This is a genomic window from Aquabacter albus (assembly GCF_040049275.1).
GTDB lineage: Bacteria > Pseudomonadota > Alphaproteobacteria > Rhizobiales > Xanthobacteraceae > Aquabacter.
The window spans coordinates 1-1,545 of record NZ_JBDZDT010000037.1; the positions used below are offsets into that span (position 1 = coordinate 1).

A 1,545-nucleotide genomic window follows, 5' to 3' on the forward strand; every position below is an offset into this window, starting at 1 on the left:
GCCGCCGAGAGCACGAAGGCGAGGGTCTTGTATTGGTTCACCCGGTAGCCCAGCGAGATGGCGCGCGGCTCGTTCTCGCGGATCGCTTTCAGCACCTGTCCGAACGGCGAGTGCACCGCCCGGTAGATGATGGCGAAGCCGATGAGGAAGATGGCCAGCACCACGTAATAGAGGTTGAGGTCCTTGGTGATGTCGATGACGCCGAACACGGCGCGCCGCGGCACCGCCTGGAGCCCGTCCTCGCCGCCGGTGAAGGGGGCCTGGAGGCAGAAGAAGAAGAACATCTGCGCCAGCGCCAGGGTCACCATGGCGAAGTAGATGCCGGCGCGGCGGATGGCGAGCAGTCCGGTGATGAGGCCGAGCAGCGCGGCGAAGGCGGTGCCGGCGAGGATGCCCAGCTCCGGCGTGACGCCCAGGACCTTCACCGTGTGCGCGCAGACATAGCCCGCCCCGCCGAAGAACATGGCATGGCCGAAGGACAAGAGGCCGGCATAGCCCAGCAGCAGGTTGAAGGCGCACGCGAACAGCGCGAAGCACAGCACCTTCATGAGGAATACGGGATAGACCGCCAGCGGCGCGGCGATGAGCACCGCCAGCACCACGATGGCGAGGACGATGCGCAGGCCGGAGATGCCGTCGTGGCGGACTGGGGTGGCTGGAGAAGAGGCCGTGGTCATCAGATCGCCCTTCTCACTTCGCCGTGCCGAACAGGCCGGCGGGCTTCACCATGAGCACGATGGCCATGATGACGAAGATCACGGTGGAGGAAGCCTCGGGATAGAACACCTTGGTGAGGCCCTCCACGAGGCCGAGGCCGAAGCCGGTGACGATGGCGCCGAGGATCGAGCCCATGCCGCCGATCACCACCACGGCGAACACCACGATGATGAGGTTGGAGCCCATGGTGGGGCTCACCTGATAGGCGGGGGCGGCGAGCACCCCGGCGAGCGCGGCGAGGCCCACACCGAAGCCGTAGGTGAGCGTGATCATGCGCGGCACGTCGATGCCGAAGGCCTGGACCAGCTCGGGCCGCTCGGTGGCGGCGCGCAGGTAGGAGCCGAGCTTGGTGCGCTCGATCATGAACCAAGTGCCGAAGCACACGATGAGGGAGGCCACCACCACGAAGCCGCGATAGTTCGGCAGGAACATGAAGCCGAGATTGGTGCCGCCCGGCAGCGGATTGTCATAGGGCAGGCCGGAGGCGCCGTACTGTCGGCGGAACAGGCCCTCGATGATGAGGGCGAGGCCGAAGGTGAGCAGCAGGCCGTAGAGATGGTCGAGCTGGTAGAGCCGGCGCAGCAGGGTGCGTTCGATGATCATGCCGATGATGGCGACGATGATGGGCGAGAGCACCAGCGCGCCCCAGAACGGGATGCCGGCATAATTGAGCAGCATCCAGGCGCCGAACGCGCCCATCATGTACTGCGCGCCGTGGGTGAAGTTGATGACGTTGAGCAGCCCGAAGATCACCGCCAACCCGAGGCTCAGCATGGCATAGAACGAGCCGTTGATGAGGCCCAGCAGAAGCTGGCCGAACAATGCCTG

At 65.8% G+C, this 1,545-nt stretch carries 2 protein-coding genes; both read right to left on the reverse strand.

Features of this window, described 5'->3' with window-relative positions; translation table 11 throughout:
- The coding region (locus tag ABLE91_RS28900; RefSeq protein WP_348936009.1) for a branched-chain amino acid ABC transporter permease at nucleotides 1-677 on the reverse strand (677 nt) is incomplete at its 3' end.
- Between the two features lie 13 nt (nucleotides 678-690).
- A partial coding sequence (locus ABLE91_RS28905) for a branched-chain amino acid ABC transporter permease (protein ID WP_348936010.1) occupies nucleotides 691-1,545 on the reverse strand: 855 nt, incomplete at its 5' end.